15 protein-coding genes are annotated in these 17,917 nt (G+C 75.8%); 6 read left to right on the forward strand and 9 right to left on the reverse strand.

Going from position 1 to position 17,917, the window contains the following annotated elements:
- From ABD317_RS19745 to ABD317_RS19755, 3 genes are all read right to left on the reverse strand, one after another.
- Window positions 1-1,267, reverse strand: a 1,267-nt coding sequence (locus tag ABD317_RS19745) for an ATP-binding protein (RefSeq protein ID WP_344291275.1), incomplete at its 3' end; no start/stop codon positions are given.
- Window positions 1,268-1,437: 170 nt separating this feature from the next.
- On the reverse strand, window positions 1,438-3,603 hold the full coding sequence (locus ABD317_RS19750; protein WP_344291276.1) for a SpoIIE family protein phosphatase: 2,166 nt from the start codon (window positions 3,601-3,603) through the stop codon (window positions 1,438-1,440).
- 74 nt (window positions 3,604-3,677) lie between these two features.
- Window positions 3,678-4,277 carry a TetR/AcrR family transcriptional regulator gene (locus ABD317_RS19755; RefSeq protein WP_344291277.1) on the reverse strand — a complete coding sequence of 200 codons (600 nt, stop codon included), beginning with the start codon at window positions 4,275-4,277 and terminating at the stop codon, window positions 3,678-3,680.
- Window positions 4,278-4,361: 84 nt separating this feature from the next.
- On the opposite strand from ABD317_RS19755, the gene ABD317_RS19760 reads away from it, so the two are divergent.
- Window positions 4,362-5,099 carry an SDR family NAD(P)-dependent oxidoreductase gene (locus ABD317_RS19760; protein WP_344291278.1) on the forward strand — a complete coding sequence of 246 codons (738 nt, stop codon included), beginning with the start codon at window positions 4,362-4,364 and terminating at the stop codon, window positions 5,097-5,099.
- Here the strand turns inward: ABD317_RS19760 and ABD317_RS19765 are convergent.
- The gene (locus ABD317_RS19765; RefSeq protein ID WP_344291288.1) at window positions 5,084-5,860 is read right to left on the reverse strand and encodes a class I SAM-dependent methyltransferase; all 777 of its coding nucleotides are present in this window, start codon (window positions 5,858-5,860) and stop codon (window positions 5,084-5,086) included. The two genes, ABD317_RS19760 and ABD317_RS19765, sit on opposite strands and share 16 nt — an antisense overlap.
- Before the next feature lie 139 nt (window positions 5,861-5,999).
- Between ABD317_RS19765 and ABD317_RS19770 the strand changes: the two genes are divergently transcribed.
- Complete coding sequence (locus ABD317_RS19770; RefSeq protein ID WP_344291279.1) at window positions 6,000-6,626, forward strand: TetR/AcrR family transcriptional regulator; 627 nt, start codon at window positions 6,000-6,002, stop codon at window positions 6,624-6,626.
- A 169-nt stretch (window positions 6,627-6,795) separates the two neighbouring features.
- The gene (locus ABD317_RS19775; RefSeq protein ID WP_344291280.1) at window positions 6,796-7,344 is read left to right on the forward strand and encodes a GNAT family N-acetyltransferase; all 549 of its coding nucleotides are present in this window, start codon (window positions 6,796-6,798) and stop codon (window positions 7,342-7,344) included.
- 52 nt (window positions 7,345-7,396) lie between these two features.
- Here ABD317_RS19775 and ABD317_RS19780 read toward each other — a convergent pair whose 3' ends face one another.
- Complete coding sequence (locus ABD317_RS19780; RefSeq protein WP_344291281.1) at window positions 7,397-8,164, reverse strand: class I SAM-dependent methyltransferase; 768 nt, start codon at window positions 8,162-8,164, stop codon at window positions 7,397-7,399.
- A gap of 42 nt (window positions 8,165-8,206) precedes the next feature.
- Window positions 8,207-12,061: an nSTAND1 domain-containing NTPase gene (locus tag ABD317_RS19785; protein WP_344291282.1), complete on the reverse strand. Its 3,855-nt coding sequence runs from the start codon at window positions 12,059-12,061 to the stop codon at window positions 8,207-8,209.
- 134 nt (window positions 12,062-12,195) lie between these two features.
- Here ABD317_RS19785 and ABD317_RS19790 point away from each other — a divergent pair, with 134 nt between their 5' ends.
- A complete protein-coding gene (locus tag ABD317_RS19790; RefSeq protein WP_344291283.1) occupies window positions 12,196-12,663 on the forward strand; it encodes a hypothetical protein in 468 nt (155 codons plus the stop codon).
- 207 nt (window positions 12,664-12,870) lie between these two features.
- A complete protein-coding gene (locus ABD317_RS19795) occupies window positions 12,871-13,905 on the forward strand; it encodes a helix-turn-helix transcriptional regulator (protein ID WP_344291284.1) in 1,035 nt (344 codons plus the stop codon).
- Window positions 13,906-13,966: 61 nt separating this feature from the next.
- On the opposite strand, the gene ABD317_RS19800 is transcribed toward ABD317_RS19795, so the two are convergent.
- A complete protein-coding gene (locus ABD317_RS19800; protein WP_027754113.1) occupies window positions 13,967-14,221 on the reverse strand; it encodes a hypothetical protein in 255 nt (84 codons plus the stop codon).
- The gene (locus tag ABD317_RS19805) at window positions 14,218-15,516 is read right to left on the reverse strand and encodes an amidohydrolase (protein WP_344291286.1); all 1,299 of its coding nucleotides are present in this window, start codon (window positions 15,514-15,516) and stop codon (window positions 14,218-14,220) included. Before ABD317_RS19805 ends, ABD317_RS19800 begins: the two co-directional genes overlap by 4 nt.
- A gap of 219 nt (window positions 15,517-15,735) precedes the next feature.
- Between ABD317_RS19805 and ABD317_RS19810 the strand changes: the two genes are divergently transcribed.
- Window positions 15,736-15,909, forward strand: coding sequence for a thiazolylpeptide-type bacteriocin (locus ABD317_RS19810; protein WP_018840305.1), 174 nt, complete (start codon window positions 15,736-15,738; stop codon window positions 15,907-15,909).
- A gap of 117 nt (window positions 15,910-16,026) precedes the next feature.
- Here the strand turns inward: ABD317_RS19810 and ABD317_RS19815 are convergent.
- Window positions 16,027-17,917: TOMM precursor leader peptide-binding protein (locus ABD317_RS19815; protein ID WP_344291287.1), on the reverse strand; the 1,891-nt coding region annotated here is incomplete at its 5' end.

Below are 17,917 nucleotides of genomic sequence, written 5' to 3' on the forward strand. Positions count from 1 at the left end.
GGGACATGCGCGGCAGCGCGGCCAGCGCGATGTTCTCGTGCGCGGCGTCGCCGGCCAGCTGCTCGGCGTCCTCGCCGGCCGCCACGTCCCGCTGCCGCGGGACCGGGAGCGGCGTGCTGCCGGTGTCCTCCGTGGGCATCGGCAGGGCCGGCCGGCGCACCGGCTCGCTCGGCCGGGCGCGGGAGATCAGCTCCTGCGGGATCATCAGCACCACGCCCGTGCCGCCGATGGCCGAGGGCCGGAACGACACGGTCAGCCCGTGCTTCTGCGCCAGGTGGCCGACGACGGGCAGGCCGAGCCGGGTGCCGGTGAGCGTGGAGAGGTCGGTGGCGGTGCCGGAGACGGCGCGCGCCGCGCGCCGCTGCGCGGCCTCGCTCATCATCAGCCCGCTGTCCTCGATGGTGACGACGGCGCCGGCCGGCACCTCCGAGACGTAGACGTGCACCTCGGTGGTGGGCGGCGAGAAGTTGCAGGCGTTGTCGAGGAGTTCGGCGAGGGCGTGCATGACGCCCTCGGCGGCGTGGCCCGCGACCGCCACCTCGGAGACGGCCTTCAGCCGGACCCGCTGGTAACCGGCGATGCGGCCCATGGCGCCGCGCAGGATGGACTCCATCGCGATCGGCTTCGCCCAGCGGCGGCCGGAGCGGGCGCCGCTCAGCACCGCGATGCTGTCGGCGACGCGGCCGGCCTGGGCGGTGCGGTGGTCGAGGTGGAGGAGGTCGCCGAGGACGTCGGCGTCGCCGTGCCGGTGCTCCATCTCGCGCAGGTCGGCGAGCATGCTCGTGGTGATGGCCTGCATCCGGCCGGCGGCGTTGGCGCAGGAGGCCATGGCGGCGGCGCGGCGGTTCTCGCTGCGCCGCGCCTCCTCGGCGACCTGCTGGAGGGCGCGCCGGTACGCCTGGTTGTCCAACTGCGGGGCGGCGGCCAGCGCTTCGTCCACGGGCGCCCCGGCGGCGATCTTCGACAGCACCTCGGGCACGACGCGGTCGGCGAAGACGGCGGCGGCGCCGGCCGCCGCGGCGGCGCGCTCGTCGGCGCGGGCGGCCTTCGCCCGGTACCCGGCCGCGGCGGCCACGGCTATGCACAGCAGGACGGCGGCGGCGCCACCGCCGTAGACGATCTGCTTCGTGTGGTCGTCGGGTCCCGCCACCGCCGCCGCCAGGACCGCGACCGCGGTCGCGGGCGCGGTGACGAACAGGGCCGGCAGGGGTGCGGGCAGTCGGGGACGCGGGGCCCGGCGGGGGGCTGCATCCTGGTGCGCGGTCATCGACGGGCTCCTCCGGGCAGGTGGCCTGTCCCAGGTCGGGTGTGTGCGCCGGGTTGAGCAATCTGCACACGGGTGCTCAAGTCGCCGACACTATAGGGAGTTTCCGCACCACACCAGCACGCCCAGAAGACCGTTTGCAGCACACCTGTGACAAGAAACGGCGCCCCCGATCAGGGCGGCTCTCGCAGTGCCCGGATCAGCATCAGCGCGATGTCGTCGTGCCGCGTGCTCATCCGCGCCGCCCGCCCCACCAGCGAGTCCGCCAGCTCGTCCATCGACCGGTCCCCGACCCGCGCCAGCTTCTGCGCCACCTCCGCCGTCGCGCTGCCGATGTCCTCACCCGGGGTCTCCACCAGCCCGTCGGTGTAGAGCGCCAGCACGGTGCCGGGCGGCAGCGGCACCTCGGTGGTCGGATACCGGGCGGCGGGGTCGATGCCCAGCAGGAGCCCCGGGGGCAGCGGGAGCGCTTCGGTGCGCCCGTCGGGGTGGCGCAGCAGGGGCGGCGGGTGGCCGGCGGTGGCGAGGTGGGCGAGGTGGTGGCGCAGGTCGAGGCGGGCATAGAGGCAGCTGGTGAAGAGGCCGGGGTCGAGGTCGGTGAGGAGCCGGTTGGTGCGGGTGAGCACGTCGCCGGGCGGGGTGCCGGCGGTGGCGTGCGCGTGCACGGCGGTACGGACCTGGCCCATGAGCGCGGCGGCGCCCACGTTGTGCCCCTGGACGTCGCCGATCGTCGCGGCCGCGGTGGTCCCGTCGTAGCGGATGAGGTCGTAGAAGTCGCCGCCGATGTCCATGCCGCGGCCGGCGGGCAGGTAGCGGGCGGCCACCTCCAGGCCGTCGATGGGCGGCAGGCTGCGCGGCAGCAGCCCGGCCTGCAGGCTGCGGGCCAGCTCCAGCTTCGCGTCGTACAGCCGCGCCCGGTCGAGCGCCTGGGCGATGAGCCCGGCCAGCGAGGTCAGCACGGCCCGCTCGGTGGGCGGAAAGGCGTGCTCGCGCCGGTACGACAGGACCAGGGTGCCGATCATCCGGCCGGTGGCGAGCAGCGGCAGGAAGGCGAAGGCGGCCATGCCCTCCGGGCAGGGCACGGCGGGGTAGGCGCGGCGCAGCTCGGCGACGCTGCTGAAGAAGCTGGGCAGGCCGGTGGCCAGCGCGTGCGCGGCGGGGTGGCCGGCGGCCAGCTCCAGGGTGTCGGCGCCGTCGGCGTCCGCGGCGGCGAGGCCGCGGCGGCCGATCGTACGCAGCCGGCCCTCCTCCGCGGCCATCAGCAGCATCGCCTGCGGGCCGAACGCGGGCACCAGGAGGTCGGTGACCAGATCGGCCACCTCCCGCAGGCCGACGGCCTCCGTCAGCGCCGCCGCCACGTCCATCAGGTGGTAGAGCGCGGTCGCGCCGACGTGGTCGGGGGCCGGCGCCGTTGACCGGCCGGGGCTGGCCGCGGTGGTCGGGCCGGTGGGGACGGGCGTGATGTGGACGCTGATGCCGGTGGCGTCGGGGTACAACTCGAAGAGCAGCCGGCGGTCCGGCGGCCGTACGACGGTGAAGGACGTGGGCCGCCGGGACATCACCGCCGCCCGGTAGCGCTCCTCGCAGACCGGGTCGCGCAGCCACGCGGCGGTCTCCCACGGCCGCACGCCGAGCAGCTGCGCGGAGTCGGTCCCCAGCAGGTCGGCCCCGGCCTCGTTGCAGAACGTGATGCGCCCGTCGAGGTCCAGCGCACAGCAGCCCACCGGCAGCCGCTCCACGAACGCCGCCGACGCCCGCGTCGCCGCCCGCGCGGGCGGCCCTGGCCGTGCGGGCATCAGCACCCGCGGCTCCTCCGCCGCTCGCACCGCCTCGCCGCGCTCGGCGGCCCGCTGCAGCCACAGCGCGCAGCGGCGGCCGAACGTGCTGAGCGCGGTGTGCTCCGTCGGGCTCAGCCGCGCGGGATGCCCGATCGGCCACAGGAGCACGAACCCGCCCCACACGGTGTCGTCGGAGGCGATCGGGCGGGTGGCGAGCGCGAAGTCGTACGGCATGACGTAGCCGACGCGCGGGAAGCGGCGGGCCATCTCCTCCTGGTCGGCGACCCACACCAGCCGCCGCTCGCGCACGGCTTGCGCGACGGGGATGGGGGCGTCGAGGGGGATGCGCGCCCAGGGCGCGATGAGTCTTCGCGACAACCCGTAGGTCAGCGCGAGCCGCAGCACGCGCTCCTCCCGCGGCAGCAGGTACACCACCCCGATGGTGGCGCCGGTGGACCGCAGAAGCCGCCCGAAGGCGGCTTCCAGCCATGCGAGGCCGTCCGCGGCACCGGAGCCGTCGTGGTGCCGTGTACCGCCGGCCGCACGCGAGGGGTGGCCCATATAGGGATAATACGCCTGTATGGGGTAGACGTCAGGCAGGGCGGCCAGGGGGAAGTGCACGGATGCGCGGCGCGCTACCCCCGGGGGCGGGGCAGGACCGCCAGTGCGGTGTCCGCGACGTTCCGCAGCGTCTCCGGGTCCAGGCCGGCCTTGCCCACCGCCTCGACACCGCGGACCACCGTCAGCAGCAGCGCCGCCAGCCGCTCCGGATCCGCGGCGCTGTCGATGTCGCCGTGGCGCTGGGCGGCACTGATCTCCGTCCGCAGCAGGGTCAGCAGCGCCGTCATCGTCTCGGCCGACCGCCCGGCGACCGCCGGATCGTGCTCGGCCAGCTCCGCCACCCCCTTGGCCAACAGGCACCCGCGGCGCCCGGTGTCCGCGGCGGTGTTCTCCGCCATCAGGCGCACGTAACCCTCCAGCCGGGCCAGAGCCTCTGCGTCCGGGCCGCCCGCCAGCCGCTCTTCGGCCACCTCGACGACCGCGGTGCACCAGTCGCCGAAGACCCGGTGGAACAGCTTGCCCTTGTCGCCGAACGCGCCGTACAGGCTGCCCTTGCCCAGGCCGGTGGCCTGGGCGATGTCGTCCATCCGGGTGCCGGCGTAGCCGGTCTCCCAGAACCGGTCCCGGGCCCGCTTGAGGACGCGGCGTTCGTCGAATGCGCGTGGCCTCGGCATGATCCCAGCCTACCCGTTCTTGACTCGATCGTCCATTACTGCCTACGTTATGGACGATCCATTCCACAACCGAAGGGGTTCGACATGCCGGGCGTGCTGCAGGAGAAGGTGGCCGTGATCACCGGAGGGACCAGCGGGATCGGGCTGGCCATCGCCCACCGCTTCGTCCGGGAGGGCGCACGGGTCTTCGTGACCGGCCGGGACCGCGACCGCCTCGAAGCGGCGGCCGCGGAGCTGGGCCCGGCGGCCACCGGCGTACGGTCCGACGTCTCGGTCCTGGCCGACCTCGACGCGCTCTACGCGCGAGTCCGCGAGGAGGCCGGACGCATCGACGTGCTGGTGGCCAACGCGGGACTCGCCGCGGACGCCGCGCTCGGCGCCCACACCGAGGCGAACGTCGACCTGACGCTCGCCGTCAACGTCAAGGGCCCGCTGTTCACCGTGCAGAAGGCGCTTCCGCTGCTGGCGGAGAACGCCTCCGTCCTGGTCGTCGGCTCCAGCAACAGCGTGCGGCCCAATGAGCAACTGGAGGTCTACAGCGCCTCGAAGGCGGCGGTGAGCAGCCTCGTGCACAACTGGGCCCGGCAGTCGCGGGAGCGCCGGTTCCGGGTCAACGTGCTCAGCCCGGGGCCCACGCGGACGCCCGGCCTGGTGGGCGCCGTGGGGCCGGACGCCGACCGGTTCGCCGAGGCCACCGTGCCGCTGGGGCGGCTGGCCGACGCCGGGGAGATCGCCGCGGCCGCCCTCTTCCTGGCCTCGGACGCCTCGTCGTTCGTCACCGGCGCCGAGCTGTTCGCCGACGGCGGCTACACCCGGGCCTGAACGACGGCGGTGACCGCCAGGGCCGTGTACCGCATCGGGAACGCGCCGCCCAGGGAGTCGACGGCCGCGGCGGTGGCGTCGAGCAGGGCGGCCCGCCGGTCGGGCGGGATACGGGCCATGCCGCCGCCGGTGGGGAGTTGGTCCAGCCACTCGTCGCGGGTGTACGTGCGCTCCCACCCGTAGCGCCACTCCTCCGGCTCGCCGAAGGCGCCCGCGCGGCGGATGCCGTCGGCCGTCCTGTCGACGATCGCCGAGTGGCCGTCGAGCGCGGTGCGGCTCCACGGGTTGAGCGGGGCGTCGGGCAGGGCTTCGCGGTACGCGGCGCCGAGGGCTCCGGCGACGTCGGCGGCGGGCCGGGAGACGTTCCAGAACACGGCGATCCTGCCGGCGGGGCGCAGCACCGCGGCCGCCTTCGCCGCGCCCGCGACGGGGTCGATCCAGTGCCAGGTCTGGCCCGCCACGACGGCGTCGAAGCGGCGGCCGGCCGGGTCCCAGTCCTCGAACGGGGCGACCTCGACGTCGAGGCCGTCGCGGCGGGCGTACGCGGCCATGCGCGCGTCGACGTCCAGCCCCAGGACGCGGCAGCCGGCGGCGCGGAGCCGGCGGGCGACGATGCCGGTGCCGACGCCGACGTCGAGGACGGCGCCCCCGGCGCCCCGGGAGCCCTCGGCGCCCGCAGCGATGCGGGCGATCAGCTCCTCCGGGTAGCGGGGGCGCGTGCGGTCGTAGCGTGCCGGGTCCGCGCCGAACGACTCCGCCATGTCGCGGGCGCGGTGCGGCTCCGCGCCGGACGCCCGGGAGCCGCGGTCCGGTCCGTGGCCAGACGGTAGAGTGGGCATGCGCCCACTATAGTGGGCACCCGCCCACTCCACCACCTGCTCCGCGAGGAAACCCCCTGCCATGCCCACCGGCACCGCCATCCGCGACCCCCGCCGGCAGCTCTTCGACGCCGCCGAGCGCATCCTCCTGCGCGCCGGCCCGAACGCGCTGACCAGCCGCGCCGTCACCGAAGAGGCCGGCTGCGCCAAGGGCGTCCTGCACCGGCACTTCGCCGACTTCGACGACTTCCTCGCCGAACTGGTCCTCGACCGCATCGCCCGCCTCGAAGGCCCGGCCGCTTCCCTGCGGGCCGCCGCCGACACCGGCCGCGGCACCGTCGTCGGCAACCTCGGCGACGCCCTGACCGCGCTCTTCGACCCCGTCGCCGTCGCCGTCGTCGGCCTCGTCGTCTCCCGTGACGGCCTCCGCGCCCGCCTCCGCCGCACCCGCCCGACCGGGGTGCCGCTGCTCACCGACGCCGCGGACATGCTCGCCGCGTACCTCACCGCAGAACGCGACCGCGGCCGCCTCGCCCCCGACGCCGACATCCCCGCACTCGCCCCCACCCTCGTCGGCGCCGCGCACCTCCTCTTCGCCGACCGCGAGTCGGGCCCGCCGGCGCCGGCGGAGCTGCGGAAGGTCGTCGCCACGGTCGTCGCCCCCGCCGCCGTCGCCCCTGACGCGCGGCCGGACGGCCTCCTCGGGTAAGGTGGCGCTCGCCGTGTTCGTACCGGAGAGATGAGCGAGGGAGGTGAGGTTGATGACCGCGTCAGCGGCCGCTGCGCGCAGCGCCCGGGTCTCCCTCACGTCCCGGGTAGTGGCCTGACCCCGCTCTCCTCATCCACACGAACACGATCGAAACGGATCTTCCTCTCTCATGGGCAACACCTGGTTCACGCGCGCCGAGACGCGCGCCGACATCCCCGCCATCCGCGAGACCACCCTCGCCGCCTTCGGCCGGGCCCTGGAAGCCGACCTGGTCGAAGAGCTGCGCGCGGACGAGACCGCGTGGCTCCCGGGCCTGTCCCTCGTCGTCACGGAGGACAACCGCGACGACGGCGACGACGGTGACGACGACAACGGCCGGGTCGTCGGGCACATCCTCCTCACCCGCGGCCACATCGGCGACACCGCGGCCCTGTGCCTGGGCCCCGTCTCCGTACGGCCGGAGCGGCAGCGCGACGGGGTGGGCTCCGCCGCCGTACGGGCGGCGCTCGCGGCCGCCGCGGGGCGGGGCGAGCGGTACGTCGTCCTGGTCGGACACCCGGCGTACTACCCGCGGTTCGGCTTCACGCGGGCGTCCGCGCACGGCATCCGCCTCAGCGTCGACGCTCCGGACGACGCGGTGATGGCCCTCGCGCTCGACGAGGCCGCACACCCGCTGCCCGCCGGCCTGATCCGCTGGCCGAAGGCGTTCGGGATCTGACGGCACCGCGCCCCCTGCTCCGCCACGGGGCAGGGGGCGCGCAGCGCCCCGTTCAGCCCGGCAAGCGGGCCTCGAACAGGGTCCGGGAGCTGTGCGCGACGAACGGGCCCTCCGACCGGATCAGTTCGTGCATCTCCCGCAGCCGCGGCCGGTACGCCGCCACCGTGAAGCCCGGCACCATCCAGACCACCTTGCGCAGGAAGTACGTCACCGCCCCCACGTCGTGGAACTCCATCCGCAGCCGCTCCGTCCGCAGGTCCACGACCTCCAGCCCGGCCGCCTCCGCCGCCGCGCGCTCCCGCTCGGGGTGGCGGTTGTTCCGGCTGTCCGCGGGCTGCGGCCCGAGGAAGTACTCGACCAGCTCGAAGACGCTCGCCGGGCCGACGTGCTGCGCGAAGTACGTCCCGCCGGGCCGCAGCACGCGGGCGACCTCCGCGAAGTCCGGCCGGACGGGGTGCCGGCTGACGACGAGGTCGAACGCCCCGTCCGCGAACGGCAGCGGCGGCTTGTCCGGAGCCGCGACCACGACGGTGCCGAGCGGGTGCAGCAGGGCCGTGGCCCGGGCGACGTTCGGCGGCCACGCCTCGGTGGCGACGCACACCGCCGGCCGCACGGGCACCCCGGCGAGTACTTCGCCGCCGCCGGTCTGGATGTCCAGCGCCGCGCCGGCGCGGGCCATCCGCGCACCCATGGCCCGCTGGTACCCCCAGGAGGGCCGGGCCTCGGTGGCGCGGCCCTCGAACCAGGAGAAGTCCCAGCCCTCGGTGGGCACGGCTGCGGCCTCGGCGACAAGCGCGTCGAACGTACGGTCCTCGTCCATCCCGTGATCGTCTCTCCACCGCCCCCCTGCCGTCCACGCGTTTCAGCGCCCGCGCGGGCACGTCTCCCGGTAGGGGGTGTCCGGCAGGTGCCGCTGCCACTCGCGCGGGGAGAGTTCGCCGGTGACGCGGTGGCAGACGGCGCGCGCGGCCCGGTCCGGGTCGATGTCGTACGTCTGCGGCGGGGTGCGGTCGCCGGCGGCGTGGAGCCGGCCGCCGCCGGGGCTGAAGGCCAGCGCGGTGACGGCGCCGCCGGAGGTGGGCAGCGGCGATCCGATCCGCCGGCGGGAGGAGGCGTCCCACAGCTGCAGGGTGCCCCCGTCCCCGGCGACCGCCAGGGTCCGGCCGTCGCGCGAGCAGGCCAGCGCCGAGACGCCGCCGCGGGCGGGGGTCTCGGGGGCGTCGAGGGTGCCGGTCTGCCGCCGCAGCTCGCCGTCCCACAGCACGACCCGGCCGGAGGCGTCCCCGGCGGCCAGGTACTCCCCGTCCCGGCAGAACGCCAGGGCGGTGGCGAGGCCGGTCCCTCGGGCCGGCGGCAGCAGCTCGCCGGAAGGCAGCCGGTACGCCCTGCCCCCGGTGGTCGCGACCAGGTGGCCGCCCGGGTGCGGCACCGAGGTGCCCGCCGTGTGGGGGATGGTGCCGGTCACCTTCCGGCGGCGCAGATCCCAGACCCGGGTCTCGGTGAGGTCCGGGCCGTACGCGTTGGTGAGCAGCAGGGAGCGGTCGTCCGGGCCGAAGGCGACGTTCGACAGCCCGCCCGGACCGAGTTCGTCGCGGTCGAGGACGGCTGTGGTGCGGCGCCGGGAGATGTCGTAGCGCGCGATCCGCCCGCGCTCGAATGCGGGGAGCCCTTCGGGCGCCACGCCGTAGACGAGGTTCCTTCCGGTGGAGTCGAAGGCCATGAGGGCGCGGCAGAACGTGTCGGGCGGCGGGCACGGCATCCGGCCGGGTTCCGCCAGGAGTTCGCCGGTGCGCACGTCGAGCACGCGGAAGCGGAGGTGCCCGCCGTCGGCGTCCGGCCGGGCGACGGCCAGCGCGGCGCCGTCCGGACTCAGTCTCGCCTCCTCGCCCTGACGGCCGCTCCACGACCGGTCGACGGACCGCCCCAGGTCGAGGGTGTGCACGGTCGGGCCGTTCCCGTCGTACGGGCCGGCGAGGTAGCGGAGGGTGGCGGTGTCGGCGTCGAGCCTCAGGTCCTTGACGGTCTCCCCGGAGAGCCGGTGCCGGAAGACCGGGTACCGGGGGGCGGCCAGCCGCCACACCAGGATCTCCCCACCGTCCGAGGCCGCCACGAAGGCGCCGTCCCGGCTGAACTCTGCGTCTTCCAGGCCGGGGTACTCGATCGCCGGGAGTTCCCGGCCCGTGCTGATCCGCCAGGTGCGGAAGCCGCCGCCGTCGAAGAGAGCCAGCCGGCCGCCGTCGGGGCTGAACCTGACCCGCTCCTGCAGGCATGTGCTGACCGAGACCTCCGGCAGCCGGGGGGCGGGCAGCCTGCGCCCCTCGGCGACGTCCCACAGCTGCAGCCGCTCGCCGGGGACGCACAGGGCCAGGCGGCTGCCGTCCGGGCTGAGGGTGGCGTCGGGGAAGGACGGGTCGTGCGTCAGGGTACGGTGCGCCCGGTCGGGGATCTGGACGTGTCTCCTGGACCAGCCCTGGGGGTAGGCGCCGGGGGTGCCGCCGCCGTCCTCGATCTCCAGCAGCCGGCGCCGGGTGTGCGGGTCCCACAGCTGGATACGCCGGTCCGCCCCGTCGGCGTCGTACACCAGCAGGGTGCGACCGCCGGGCCCCATCTCCGCGCCGCCGTCGGCGTCCGCCAGCGGCGGCCCGTCCCGGCGTCCGTCGGCGAGGTCGTAGACCGCGACCTGCGAGGAGGGGTCGAAGACCGGCAGCCACCCGGCGTCCGCCCGGGGCCGGCCCACCTCCGGCAGCAGGCCCGGGCCAGGCAGGTCCTCGACCTGCCGACGGGTGTCGAGGTCCCAGCGGGCGACGCGCAGCGGGCCGACGCTGAGCAGGGTGCGGCCGTCCGTGCTGAGCCGCCGCATGGTCCGCGTGCCGCCCTCCGGGTCGGTGAAGACGTCCCGCTCGTGCTGCGCCGCCGCGGCCGTGAGCGCGGCGCGGGTCTCGGGCAGGTCGGCGAGGTCCCAGGCGGCGAGGCTGAGGTGCATGGCGGTCTGCGGGTCGGACGTGCGCAGGCTGTCGGCCACGCCGGCGACGCGGCGGGCCTCGGCCTCGATGCGGCGGTGCTCACCGGCCCGGATCTGCTGCCAGGCGACGAGGGCGGCGACGAGGGAGAGGACGACCAGGACGGACAGCGCGGCGGTCCGGGTGCGGCGGACGCGGTGGGTACGGCGGCGGGCGGCGAGGCTGGTGACGAGGAACTCCCGTTCCAGTGGCGTGAGATCGTCCCGCCGGCCGGCGGGGCAGTGCCGCTCGGCCAGCTCCAGCCGCACACCGCGGTAGAGGCTGCCGGGGTCGCGGCCGAGGGACCGCCAGGTGCGGGCGGAGTCGGTGAGCTGGCGCTGGACGCGGAGCCGTTCGCGGTCGGCGGCTATCCACGCGCGCAGCCGGGGCCAGGCGGTCAGGACCGCCTCGTGGGCCAGCTCGACGGTGTCCCCGGCCAGGGTGACCAGGCGGGCGCCGGCCAGGCGCTCCAGGACCGCCTGCACCTCGGCGGCCGTCCCGGGGCCCAGCGCGACCAGCTCGGTGCGGCCGGCCGGGCGCCGGGTGTCCCGGCCGTCCCGGGTGTCCCGGCCGTCCTGGTCGTCCCGGCTGCTCTGGCCGGGCGTGACCAGCCGCAACAGGATCCGGCGGGCCGCTTCGGCCTGGTCGTCGGTGAGGCTGCGGTAGAGGTCCTCTGCGATGCGGGCGACGACGCCGTGGAGACCGCCGGCGGCGTCGTACGCGGCCTGCGTCAGGACCCGGCCGCTGCGCCGGTACCAGGTCTCCCGCAGGGCGTGGGACAGCAGCGACAGGCCGCCGGGCTCGTCGGCGGCCTCGCGGACGAGCCGGGCGGTCAGTGCCCGTTCCACCACCAGCCCGCCCAGGGCCGCCGGTCTCACGACCGCCTCCCGCAGCTCCGCCTCGCTCATGGGCGTGACCGGCAGCGTGGCTTCGCGGGCGGCCTCGGCGAGGGCCCGGTGCCGGGTGAGGTGGCCGTGGAAGTCGTCGCGTAAGCCGAGCACGACGCGGATGCCGTGGCCGGGCTCGGCGGCGGCGCACAGCAGGCCGAGGAAGCGGGTGCGCTCGGCCCGGTCGGTGCACAGGGTGAAGACCTCCTCGAACTGGTCCACCACGAGCACCGTGCCCGGCCGGGCCCGCCGCGGGTCGAGCAGGTCCGCGTACGTGCGCGCCGGCCGCTCGCCGGGCGTGAGGATGCGGATCACCGCGGGCCGGTCCCGGCGCGGCGCGGCCCGGCGCAGCCGCGGTATCAACCCGGCGCGCAGCAGGGAGGACTTGCCGCTGCCCGAGGGCCCGGCCACCACCACCAGGTGCCGCCGGCCGAGCAGTTCCACGAGCCGGTCGGCGAGAGCGTCCCGGCCGAAGAAGCGCTCGGCGTCCCCGACCTCGAAGCGGGCCGGCCCGAGGTAGGGCGACTCGGCCTCGTCCCCGCCCCGGTCCGCGCGGGCCTCCTCGGCCGCCTCCCGCGCGGCCTGCCGCCAGCGCCGCTCCCACTCCCCGCGCTCCCCGCCGCAGGCGGCGGCGTAGGCCAGCGCGACCGCGAGCGACGGCAACCGGTCGCCTGCGGCGGCCTGCGCGAGGGTGGCGGCCGAGAAGTGCGCCTGCTGCGCCATCGCCCGGTAGGTGACCCCGCCGGCCTCCCGGCGCAGCTGCCGTAACTCGCCGGCGAACCGCACGACCGGCCCGCCGGCCGGATCCAGCGCACGCTCACGACGCCCCATGATCGTTCCCCCCGTCGTCCAGTGGATCCCCGCCCCGACGCTACGAACCTCCGCGACCGGCCAGCAAGACGACATAGCGCCATCCGTTGCCGATCACACGAATTGTCTGGAGCGGCGGAAGGGACCTGTCAGACATGCCTCCGGTCACCCAGGCTCGACTCCTGCAGGCCGCCGGCACCAGCCGGACGGCAACGACAGAAGGAGTCTGGACGAACAGGCTGCCGAAGACCCGTGCCGCACTTGTTGCGGCCGCGGGCGCCGCCATGGCCACGGGCCTGGCCGCCGCTCCCGCACAGTCCGCCGAGGAGCCGCCGACCCTTTTCGCCACCTACCGGTGCGGCCAGGGTGAGGGCAACCAGCAGAAGCTCGCGGTGACCGGGGGGCACATCGAGTTCAGGTTCAAGTGCAGCGGGACGACCGTCACCGTCTACGACGCCACCGTTCACGACACCAAGGCCGACGGGTGGTGCGTCTACGCCCAGGGCACCTTCAACAGCACTGTCGAAAGCAACCGGGCGTGCCCGAAGGGTGACATCGACTCCTTCGACTGGAGGGAGACGGACAGCAACCGGCAGTTCACGATGCGCCTCCTGAAGGACTAGCCCGGGCGCGCGAGGCCCTGCGGCCGGGCGCCCGGCCGCAGGGCCTCTGTTCCACGGATTTGCCGGGGGTATACCTCGCGCGGCGCGCTGCGGCGTGACAAATTGTCGTTACGCCGAAGTTCACTCCGTCGTGGCGACGGCGCGGAACCATGGGGCCAGGGGCCGACGGTGCCTCGGGGCAGATCCGCTCAATGCAGGAGGCTCGCCGTGCACACCAACGAAATGGGAGTTTTCGGTATCTCCCCCGCGGAGGAGCAACTGTACCGGCACTTCCTGCGGCACCCCGATTCACCCGCCGAAGGGCTTTTCGTGAAGCTCGGCATCGCCCCGCATGAAATGGATCAGGCCATGACCCGCCTGGTGGGGCTGCGGCTGCTGAGACCCGGGGATCGGCCGGGGTGGTTCCGTCCCGTCGATCCGGAGCAGGTCGTGGCACGGCTGACCGAGTTGCGGCTGCGCGAGATGTACCAGGAGATCCAGCGGATCACCCAGAGCCGGCACGTTCTTGCCACCCTGCGGGCGGAGGACGTGACGGGCTCGGGGGCCTCGGCGGAGGGCGGTTCGGGGGGCGCGTACGGCGGCGAGCACGGGGTGGAGGAGATCGAGGAGCGGGCGGACCTCAGCAACAAGATGGAGGAGCTGGTCTTCTTCGCCCGGGAGGAGATCGCCTCCGTCGAGCCCGGCTTCCACCTGATGTCCGAGGCGGTGCTCAAGCGGCGCGCGGTGGAGTGGCGGGCGCTGAAGCGCGGGGTGCGGCGGCGGCTGGTGCTGCCGGCGGACACGCTGCAGCATCCCCGGGTCGCGGGGCACGTGCGGGAGTTGCTCGCCCGCGGCGGGGAGGTGCGGGTGGTCGAGGAGATCACGGACCAGCTCGCGGTGTACGACGGGCGGGTGGCCCTGATGCCCAAGGACCCGAAGAACAGCGACCACGGCGCCCTGATGGTGCGGGGGCCGGGGCTGGTCAGCACGCTGTCCGGGCTCTTCGAGAAGGTGTGGGAGCAGGCCGAGGACGTCTCCGTCGAGCTGCGCGAGCCCGGCGAGGAGCCGGAGACGGAGCTGTCGGAGGCGGAGCTGCGGGTGCTGCGGATGATGTGCGAGGTGGGCAAGGACGAGACGGGGGCCCGGGACCTGGGGGTCTCGGTGCGTACGTACCGCCGGCACATCGCCGACGTGCTGCGCCGGCTCGGCGCCTCGACCCGCGCCCAGGCCGCGCTGCTCGCCCGGGAGCGCGGCTGGGTCTGAGCGGCGTCCGGCACCTCCACCCCGTTCGGCACCTCCACCCCGTTCGGCACCTCCACCGCGTTCAGCTCTCCACCGACCAGCCCACGCACGCCCGGTGCGACAGCACGTCGCCCATCGCCCGCTCCGCCCCCACCGCCGTCCCGCCCTCCGGCACCGCGAGCGTCAGCCGGATCCGCTCCGACTCCACCCGCAGCTCGTGCGGCAGGTGAGCCCGCAGCAGCCACAGCAGCCGGACCGCCGTCGTCTCCGCCGGCGGGGCGTCGAAGTCCTGCCGTACGAACGCGACCTCGACCGTCCGGCCGCCGCCCCCGGTCATCCGTCCCCCTCGCCGGAACCGGAGCCGGCACCTGCACCGGCGCCGGCGTCCGCGCCGGCGTCCGGCGGGTCGTCCGCGGCCAGCGCCCGGTGCGCCGCCGCCGTCAGCGCCTCGATGCCCGTCGGCAGCGCCGTGCGCAGGTCCGGCGCGAACCGCGGCGAGTGGTTCCCCGGCACCGGGTGGCCCGTTCGCGCCGCTTCGCGGCGGGCCGCCGCGGAGACCGTGCCCAGCATCCAGTAGCCGAGCCGGACGCCGGGGGCGCCGTGCACCTCCGCGCCGGCGGGGCCGTACCAGGCGAAGTCCTCCGCCGCGGTGGCCGGTTGCCAGCGCAGCACCCGGGCCGGGGACAGCGCCGCGACGTGCGCCGCCCGCAGCCGGGCCGTCAGCGGCGCGTCCGGCTGCAGCGCCCGCGAGCGGGCCCGCACCGTCACCTCCGGGTCCCGCGGCGCGCCCGCGGCCGCCGCCTCGCCGGCCAGCACCCGGCGTACGCCCGCCAGCAGCTGGTCCAGGGTGCCCTCGTCGAACGCCCGCAGGCTGATGCCCAGTTCCGCGCGGTCGGGGATGACGTTCGCCTCGGTGCCGGCCGCGAGCCGGCCCACGGTCAGCACGGCCTGCTCGGCCGGGGCCCGCTCGCGGGCCACCAGGGTCTGCAGCCGCAGCACGGCCGCCGCCGCCGACACCACCGGGTCGACCGTCAGGTGCGGCGCCCCGGCGTGCCCACCGGCGCCGTGCAGCACCGCGTCGACCGCGGCCGTGCCGGCCAGCAGCGGGCCGCCGTCGGCGTGGGCGACGGTGCCCGCGGGCAGCGGTGCGGTGTGCTGGGCGAGGACGGCGTCGGGCGGGCCGGTGAGGTCGTAGAGCCCGGCGCGCAGCATCGCCAGCGCGCCGTCGAGCGTCTCCTCGGCCGGCTGGCCGACGACGGCGACGGTGCCGCGCCAGCCGCCGGTGTCCCGGGCGAGCAGCCGGGCGGCGCCGCCGAGCGCGGCGAGGTGCAGGTCGTGGCCGCAGGCGTGGGCGACGCCGGGGACGGTGCTGGCGTAGCGCAGCCCGGTGTCCTCGGTGACGGGCAGCGCGTCGAGTTCGGCGCGCAGCAGGACGGTCGGGCCCGCGCCGCGGCGCAGCAGGCCGACGACGCCGTGGCCGCCGACGCCGCGGGTGACGGCGTAGCCGTCGGCGGCGAGCCGGTCGGCCAGCACCCCGGCGGTGCGCTCCTCGGCGCCGGACGGCTCGGGGTGGAGGTGGACGTCGAGACAGCACTCCACGGCGGACCGGAGGACATCCGCGGGTACGGCCATGCGCGCCACGCTCCTCTGCTGAGACCCCCGAGCAGTTCCACCCTGCCCGACGCGGTGATCAACGCGGACTCACCTCCCTGTCGCCGGGTGTCAGTGAAGTGACAGCGAAACGGGGCCGGTGGTGGCAGCGGCGGTCGATTCAATGTTCGGGACAACCACGGGGATCCGCCGGTCGCACGGGCGGCGGGCCCGCCCTCGGATACGGAAGAAGGAGTTCCCATGGCTGACAAGGCGCTCTCCACCCTCGCCGACGAGATCCTGGAGCTGGAGTCGGAGACCTTCGAGATCTCGGACTACTCGGACCAGGCCGAGGTCGTCCTCGCCGGTTCGACCTCCTGCTCGTCCACCTCCACCTGCTCCAGCACCACGAGCACCACCTCGTGCAGCGCCTGACGCACCGTCGGTAGCGCCGCACCCGGAGACAGCCCTCCCGGGACGGGTCCGTTCCTCCCGGGAGGGCTGCGGCATCTCTGTGGGCATGTCTGTGGCTGCGCCGTCGCGGCCGCTCCGCTACGGGAACGGGTGCGGCACCGCGCGCAGACCGTCGCCGCCCGCCGCACCGCGCTCCGCGGCCGCCGCCAGCAGCCGCGGCATCCGCAGCGCCCGCTGCCGGTGCCAGCCGAAGTCCAGCGGCAGCAGCCCCGGCGCCAGCGTCGCGACGGTCCGCAGCCCCACCGCCCGCTGCTCCGGCGTCGTCTGGTCGACGGCCACCGCGTCGTACCCGTGCGCCGCCAGCGCGTCGACGAGGAGCCGCAGGTCGTCCCGCAGGTCCAGCGTCGCCGGCCGCACCTGCGCCCAGTCGGCGTACACCTCGGCCAGCGGCAGCGCCGGGTCGTCCGTCAGGAAGTCCCCGGCGTGCTCGGCCATCCGCGGCAGCCCGTAGAGCTGCGCGTGGTCCTTCAGCTGCCGGACGCGGCCGAAGTCCTCGGCCATGGCCTCCAGTTCGGCGCGCCGCTCGGCCACCTGGTACGGCAGGTGCGGGATGTACGTCAGCACCTCGCTGAGCGCGCCGGTCAGCGCGGCCGCCGGGTCGAGGCCGGCGGCGGCGCCGAAGGACAGCAGCCCGGGGCCGCCGTCCGCCCGTACCGCCACCGTGGTGATCACCGGGATGCCCAGGTCGCTGCGGGTGTCGAAGGCCCGTACCGCGTAGCCGAGCAGCGCCGCCCGGTCCAGCATGCCGCGCACCCGCGGGTCGCCGGTGGAGCGCGGGTCGACGCGGGTGAGCGGGCCGCGGCCGTACCAGGCGAGGAGGAAGGCGTCGCGCTCGATCAGCTCCAGCAGCCCGTAGAGCGCGGCCTCCGCGAGCGAGCCGCCGGTGGCGCAGCCGTTGGAGCACTCGAAGACGAAGTTGTCGTCGGGCAGCCCGGCGCTGTAGTGCACCAGCCGCGCCGGTACGAGCACGGGGTGGTCGTCGCGCAGGCAGTGGCCCCAGATCCAGGGGATGGGGCGGGCCGGGTCGAACGGGTCGACCATCGGGTCGTCGCGGTACGTCTCCGGGGCGTAGAGCCCGGTGCGCCGGGGGTCGACGACGGTGGTCCGGCCCCACTCGGCGGCCAGCTCGTCGAAGGCGGCGGTGACGGGGCGCAGGCCGCGGCGGGGGTGGGTGCCGGCGTAGCGCTCCAGGCCCTCCAGGTACGCGAGGGTGCGGCTGGTGGCGTACGCGTCGGCCTGGCCGGAGAACGTGACGTCGTTGAGGCCGGCGTAGCCGCGGACGAAGGCGCTGCCGGAGATCGGCGCGGTGGTGGTGGAGGCGGGGTTGAGGTGGGTGGTGGAGCCGAGGGCGCCGCAGACGGGGTTGGCGAGGGCCGCCTCGGGGAGGTCGAGGGCGGCGAGCGGGGTGACGCGGTAGACACCGGGGTCCGGCTTCGGGGTGGGAGCGAGGTACATGCGGCCGTGCTCGGGCGCGTCGTCGCCGGGCGTCACGCAGGCCGGGCAGAGCGGCTCGGCCAGCAGCGGGAACGTGGCCAGCGCGAGGGTGCCGAGGTCGACGCGGGTGACGCGGGCCAGCCCGTCGGGCGAGCGGCGGCCGGCGACCGCCCGGCACACCGCCCACACGGCGTCGGCGACGTGGTCGGTGAGCACCGGCCACGCCGCGCCGCCGACGGGCGCGAACCCGCCCTCCAGCACCTCCCGTTCCGAGCGGGTGCGCAGCCGCTGCCAGCGCATCGCGAGGCACCGGCCGCAGGCGGGCCGCGGTGCGGGCGGTCCGCCTGCGGCCGGATCCCCTTCGGCGCCCCAGGGGCCGACGAGCACCGCGCGTGAGCTGAGGTGCACGGTGGCGCCGGGGCGCTCGTCCGGCCACGGGTCGCGGCCGGGGTGCAGGGTGTCGGCCGCGCCGAGGGGCACGACGACGGGGGGTTCGGGGGGGTGTGGATCGCGGGGGGCGGGTTCGCGCCCGTCG

Source organism: Streptomyces synnematoformans (genome assembly GCF_039531005.1).
Classification (GTDB): domain Bacteria; phylum Actinomycetota; class Actinomycetes; order Streptomycetales; family Streptomycetaceae; genus Streptomyces; species Streptomyces synnematoformans.

What these genes read in the sequence shown, in the direction of transcription:
- ABD317_RS19760 (WP_344291278.1), top strand. Translation starts at nt 4,362, where the DNA reads ATGCCGGGCGTGCTGCAGGAGAAGGTGGCCGTGATCACCGGAGGGACC.
- ABD317_RS19805 (WP_344291286.1), bottom strand. Translation starts at nt 15,516, where the DNA reads ATGGCCGTACCCGCGGATGTCCTCCGGTCCGCCGTGGAGTGCTGTCTC.
- ABD317_RS19810 (WP_018840305.1), top strand. Translation starts at nt 15,736, where the DNA reads ATGGCTGACAAGGCGCTCTCCACCCTCGCCGACGAGATCCTGGAGCTG.
- ABD317_RS19780 (WP_344291281.1), bottom strand. Translation starts at nt 8,164, where the DNA reads ATGGACGAGGACCGTACGTTCGACGCGCTTGTCGCCGAGGCCGCAGCC.
- ABD317_RS19785 (WP_344291282.1), bottom strand. Translation starts at nt 12,061, where the DNA reads ATGGGGCGTCGTGAGCGTGCGCTGGATCCGGCCGGCGGGCCGGTCGTG.
- ABD317_RS19750 (WP_344291276.1), bottom strand. Translation starts at nt 3,603, where the DNA reads ATGGGCCACCCCTCGCGTGCGGCCGGCGGTACACGGCACCACGACGGC.
- ABD317_RS19765 (WP_344291288.1), bottom strand. Translation starts at nt 5,860, where the DNA reads ATGGCGGAGTCGTTCGGCGCGGACCCGGCACGCTACGACCGCACGCGC.
- ABD317_RS19800 (WP_027754113.1), bottom strand. Translation starts at nt 14,221, where the DNA reads ATGACCGGGGGCGGCGGCCGGACGGTCGAGGTCGCGTTCGTACGGCAG.
- ABD317_RS19775 (WP_344291280.1), top strand. Translation starts at nt 6,796, where the DNA reads ATGGGCAACACCTGGTTCACGCGCGCCGAGACGCGCGCCGACATCCCC.
- ABD317_RS19790 (WP_344291283.1), top strand. Translation starts at nt 12,196, where the DNA reads ATGCCTCCGGTCACCCAGGCTCGACTCCTGCAGGCCGCCGGCACCAGC.
- ABD317_RS19770 (WP_344291279.1), top strand. Translation starts at nt 6,000, where the DNA reads ATGCCCACCGGCACCGCCATCCGCGACCCCCGCCGGCAGCTCTTCGAC.
- ABD317_RS19755 (WP_344291277.1), bottom strand. Translation starts at nt 4,277, where the DNA reads ATGCCGAGGCCACGCGCATTCGACGAACGCCGCGTCCTCAAGCGGGCC.